Annotated in this window: 4 protein-coding genes and 1 pseudogene; all 5 read left to right on the top strand. The window is 55.3% G+C overall.

Annotated elements, in window-relative coordinates; all coding sequences use genetic code 11:
* Positions 1-528 precede the first annotated feature (528 nt).
* Positions 529-684 (top strand): annotated as a pseudogene (locus tag C6W91_RS10510) (flagellin); the annotation flags it as partial.
* 152 nt (positions 685-836) lie between these two features.
* The gene (gene istA / locus C6W91_RS10505) at positions 837-2,282 is read left to right on the top strand and encodes an IS21 family transposase (protein WP_370570799.1); all 1,446 of its coding nucleotides are present in this window, start codon (positions 837-839) and stop codon (positions 2,280-2,282) included.
* Positions 2,279-3,043 (top strand): IS21-like element helper ATPase IstB, encoded by a 765-nt coding sequence (gene istB, locus C6W91_RS10500; protein WP_370570798.1) that lies wholly within the window; start codon positions 2,279-2,281, stop codon positions 3,041-3,043. The genes istA and istB overlap by 4 nt, the downstream gene beginning before the upstream one ends.
* Positions 3,044-3,827: 784 nt before the next feature.
* On the top strand, positions 3,828-4,373 hold the full coding sequence (locus tag C6W91_RS10495; RefSeq protein WP_370570797.1) for a hypothetical protein: 546 nt from the start codon (positions 3,828-3,830) through the stop codon (positions 4,371-4,373).
* The gene (locus C6W91_RS10490; RefSeq protein WP_370570796.1) at positions 4,357-4,674 is read left to right on the top strand and encodes an H-NS family nucleoid-associated regulatory protein; all 318 of its coding nucleotides are present in this window, start codon (positions 4,357-4,359) and stop codon (positions 4,672-4,674) included. Before C6W91_RS10495 ends, C6W91_RS10490 begins: the two co-directional genes overlap by 17 nt.
* Positions 4,675-4,869: the final 195 nt, after the last annotated feature.

The raw sequence follows: 4,869 nt of genomic DNA, 5'->3' as shown, positions 1-4,869 counted from the left end.
CGCCACAGACCCTACAGCAGCTGTTCCGTTAAACGGCCTGATCCGGGGCGCGCCAGACGCGCCCCGGTCTTTATCCCCGGCCCCTCATCGAAGCGCTCAACAATGTCTCCGACCTGGAGCCCCCCCTTTCGGGAGCGCTAAGCAAGGTCACGCGCGATCAGGACCCATCGAAAACACCATGGGGGCATTCGCTCAGCCGTAGCACGGATGGCGAACCTGCGTCGGCTGCGCAAAGGTCTGGCGGTATAAGTCAGCGCAGACCGCAAGATCCGCTATAGCAACCGGGTGGATCAGAAACTGGAAAATCCTGCGAAAGATCGCACAACTTTGCGACGATTTAACTACCACCCACTCTCCCCATTAGAACTCCCTTAGCAATCTTCATGGCAATGTCTACTTGCGTCCCAGGAACCGGGGTGGCGCGGGAGCCGGATGGCTTAACGCATAGTCAGAAAGACGTCAGAGATGCCCTTCGGGACATCAAACACGCGAGACGAAACGTCTCATATTGCTAAAGGAATAAAAGCTATGACCAGCATTCTGACGAACAACGGCGCAATGGTCGCTCTGCAGACCCTGAACTCCATCAACATGAACCTGGAGAACACCCAGAACGCGATTTCCACCGGTAAGGACGTTGCAACGGCCAAGGACAACTCGGCCATCTGGGCGTTTGAGCACGTCGGTGCAAAATTAGACCACGGTAGCGCCGCCAAATTGGCGGTGCGGGCGGCGTAAAAGTCGTCCACTTTTTCCCTTCTTGTGGCTGCAGGGAGGGCTAGGAGATATACACCGTGGAACTTTATCTGAAGGTCAGGCTGGCACGCAGCGAGGGGATGAGCCAGCGGGAACTGGCGCGCCATTTCAACATATCGCGTGACAGCGTTCGCAAGATGTTGGCGTTCTCGTCGCCGCCGGGCTACCGGCGCACGAAGGAGATCAAGCGTCCCAAGCTTGATGGGTTTACGGAGATCATCGACGGCTGGCTTGAAGGGGACAAGAATGTGCCCCGCAAACAGCGCCACACGGCGAAGCGGATCCACGAGCGGCTCAAGGCGGAGCACGAGTTTACCGGCGGCTATACGATCATCAAGGACTACGTTCGGCAGCGTGAACGACGCACCCGCGAGATGTTCGTGCCGCTGGCGCATCCGCCAGGCCATGCGCAGGCCGATTTTGGCGAAGCGTTGGTTGTGATCGGGGGTGTCGAACAAAAGGCCCACTTCTTCGTCCTGGATTTGCCGCACAGCGATGCCTACTTCGTGCGGGCCTACCCGGCGGCGACGGCGGAGGCCTGGATGGACGGGCATGTGCATGCCTTTGCCTTCTTTGGCGGGGTGCCTCTGTCGGTTCTCTACGACAACGACCGTTGCCTGGTCTCGAAGATCCAGCCGGATGGCACACGGGTACGCGCGACGCTGTTCAGCGGGCTGCTGTCGCACTACCTGTTCCGAGACCGGTACGGGCGGCCGGGCAAAGGGAATGACAAGGGCAATGTCGAGGGGATGGTGGGCTATACCCGCCGCAACCACATGGTGCCGATCCCCCACTTCCCGGATTGGGAGAGCTTCAACGCCTATCTCGAAGAGCAGTGCCGTGCCCGTCAGGGTGATACACTCCGTGGGCACAAGGAGACCATCGGCGCGCGCCTGCAAAGAGACCTGGCCGAGATGCGTCCCCTGCCGGCGGCCCCCTTTGAGGCCTGCGCACAGGCCAGCGGCCGGGTGAGCTCCCAGTCTTTGGTCCGCTACGACACCAATGATTACTCGGTCCCCGTGGCCTATGGTCATCAGGATGTCTGGGTGCGGGCCTATGTCGATCAGGTGGTGATTGGCTGCCGTGGGGACGTGATCGCACGCCATCCGCGGTGCTATGCGCGCGAGGACATGGTGTTTGACCCGATCCATTACCTTCCGCTGATCGAACGCAAGATCAATGCTTTGGATCAGGCCGCACCCCTCGCGGAATGGGACTTGCCCGAAGAGTTCGACACGCTGCGCCGCTTGATGGAAGCGCGCATGCTGAAGATCGGTCGTCGCGAGTATGTCCAGGTTCTGCGCCTTCTGGAGTCTTTCGGCATGGATGACCTGCACGTCGCCGTAAAGCAGGCCCTGAAGATGGGCGCAGTCGGCTTTGATGCTGTGAAGCACCTGGTTCTGTGCCAGGTGGAGAAGCGTCCACCAAGGCTCGATCTCGATGTTTATCCCTATCTGCCAAGGGCGAGGGTCGAGACGACCTCTGCGGCCAGCTACATGGCCCTTATGCCGGAGGCCGCGGAATGACCCATGCCCCCGAGATCCTGCTGGAGCATCACCTCAAGCGGTTGAAGCTTCCGACAGTCCTGCGCGAGTATCAGAAAGTGGCACGCCAATGCGCCGTCGAGGGGCTGGACCATGTCCAATTCCTGACGCGCCTGGTCGAACTGGAGCTGATCGATCGCGAGCGACGGATGGTCGAGCGCCGTATCAAGGCGGCTAAGTTCCCGGCCACCAAGAGCCTCGACAGCTTCGACTTCAAGGCGATCCCCAAACTCAACAAGATGCAGGTGCTGGAGCTGGCGCGCTGCGACTGGATCGAACGGCGCGAGAACGTGATCGCCCTCGGCCCAAGCGGCACCGGCAAGACCCACGTTGCCCTTGGCCTGGGGCTCGCTGCTTGCCAGAAAGGGATGACGGTCAGCTTCACCACCGCCGCGGCTTTGGTCAACGAACTGATGGAGGCGCGCGACGAGCGTCGCTTGCTGCGGGTCCAAAAACAGATGGCCAACGCCAAGCTGCTGATCATCGACGAATTGGGCTTCGTCCCTCTCTCCAAAACCGGGGCCGAGCTGCTCTTTGAATTGATCTCGCAGCGCTATGAGCGCGGCGCCACGCTGATCACGAGCAACTTGCCTTTCGATGAATGGACCGAAACTTTCGGCACCGAACGCCTGACCGGGGCGCTCCTCGACCGGCTGACCCACCACGTCAACATCCTCGAGATGAACGGCGAAAGCTATCGCCTGGCCCAAAGCCAAGCGCGAAAAGCCACCAAAACCGCCTGATCGAAAATCCATGACTTGGCCCTCACGGGCCAAGGCGGCCAGTCAACCGCCAGCTATATGGAGAGCGCGGCTGACTGGCCGCCTACGCTCTGCGCGACCGTCACGCCCAAACTCAAAGTGGTCTACTTTTGCGCCGCCCAATGGTCGGTTTTTACTCCGCCGTTGACATCCCGCAAAATTTCAGGCTTAACGCCACGCGCGGGTGTTGGAGGGCTACAAAAACTCACTACTGGTGCTACCCAACTGCGATCTTCACGCACCAACCCTAGGTCAACTGCTTGTAGTTGCGACAAAAATTCAGATGCGTCAGGCACCATGAACCTTGGCCGAAAATTCTTACCTCTCAGGTAGGTCCGTAACTTCTTATCGTAGACTAGGTTGCTCTTCCTGCCCTCAATGTAGTTGCTGAGGTCAATGGAAGCTTGCTGTTTTGAGATGCCAAAGGCTTCCATCAGGTCGCTTCGATTCAGCCTTCCCGTCCAGTAGAGTCGAAACTCTATGAACTGATAACGTTGCTCGACTGTCCAGGTTGGACTGCGCGCTGATGATCTTGCTGGCCTACTCATGTAGCCCACTATACTTCCAGCGCACATGTGTGTCTACTTTTTAGAATGACCTAGATCATGAAACCAATAGGCGTTTGCAACCGCCAACATGAAGCAGAGGCGCTGGGACGGCCATACAGTCGCCTTGTGTGGTAAAGTGGTGTCTTGTGCAGGAAAGGTCGGAACCCGCACTCACAGGCGATCCTATGCGCCCTAGCGGTGAAGCAAAGGCAAGGTTGATGTCGAACGAAGATTTTCAAGCAAAAGCGCACCGTGTTGTGGGCGAATTTATACTCTCAATGGGAAAGACAGAATTCGCTATGGATGAGTTCCTGTGGACGACTTCGAACGTTTTGCCCGATCACTTGGAAACCGCAAACTACAATGGACATAAGTTTTCCGCAAAACCACCCACATCAATCAATGGCAAGATTGCCCTAGTAAAACACTTCCATGCAAAAATTGAACCCCTGCAAACGCTCCGAGACAAAATTGGGTTAATTGATATTGATGAGTGGATGACAGACTTCAAAGCATTATACGACTTTCGAAACAAAGTTGCTCACGGAAACGTGGACTCCATTATAAATAAAGATGGAAACATATCTCTTCGTGCCCACAAATATCCAGCACGCAAACCTTGGAAAGTTTCATCTTATATGATTGATATACGAGGTATAGACCTTGCAACTACAGAACTGATATATCACAGATCAGCATTTAGACGGGCAACCGAACTTGTGACAATGGCAATGATAGAGAAACACCATGACCGTAAATCTTGAAGATATGTCCCTTGAAGAATTGAAATCCCTCCAAAAGGATATTGAAAAAGCAATAGATACATATGAACAAAGACAAAAAGCAGAAGCACGAAAAGAACTAGAAGAACATGCGAAAGCATTAGGTTTCAAACTTGAAGAATTGGTCAGTGACAAATCTACAAAACCCAAAAAACCTGTTCCACCAAAATACCAGCACCCCGAGAATCCAAGTCTCACATGGTCAGGACGAGGACGGAAACCGAAATTCGTTCTTGAGCATCTTGATAATGGCGGTTCACTAGACGATCTTCTCATCAAATAAACAAAAAGGGAGACAATGCGCCTCCCTCTTTCATCTGGCAGTCCACCTTTTGGGTCTGACTCCAGTTTTTTCCAAATGATCAATGTAAAATCTTACCGCTTCATGTATTAACTGACTGCGATGCTTGCCATCACCTTTAGGAACGTCTGAACAACGTCTTCGGCTGCGCCGATGTTGCCGCTTGAGGGCAGTTTG

The organism is Phaeobacter sp. SYSU ZJ3003 (genome assembly GCF_041300735.1).
In the GTDB taxonomy this organism is placed as follows: Bacteria; Pseudomonadota; Alphaproteobacteria; order Rhodobacterales; family Rhodobacteraceae; genus Phycobacter; species Phycobacter gallaeciensis_A.
Note: the sequence above shows the minus strand (reverse complement) of the source record. Positions and strands in the feature narration are given on the sequence as shown.

Bases quoted from the DNA above. Each gene is read 5' to 3' on its own strand.
- istB (WP_370570798.1), top strand. From the start codon at position 2,279: ATGACCCATGCCCCCGAGATCCTGCTGGAGCATCACCTCAAGCGGTTG.
- istA (WP_370570799.1), top strand. From the start codon at position 837: ATGAGCCAGCGGGAACTGGCGCGCCATTTCAACATATCGCGTGACAGC.
- C6W91_RS10490 (WP_370570796.1), top strand. From the start codon at position 4,357: ATGACCGTAAATCTTGAAGATATGTCCCTTGAAGAATTGAAATCCCTC.
- C6W91_RS10495 (WP_370570797.1), top strand. From the start codon at position 3,828: ATGTCGAACGAAGATTTTCAAGCAAAAGCGCACCGTGTTGTGGGCGAA.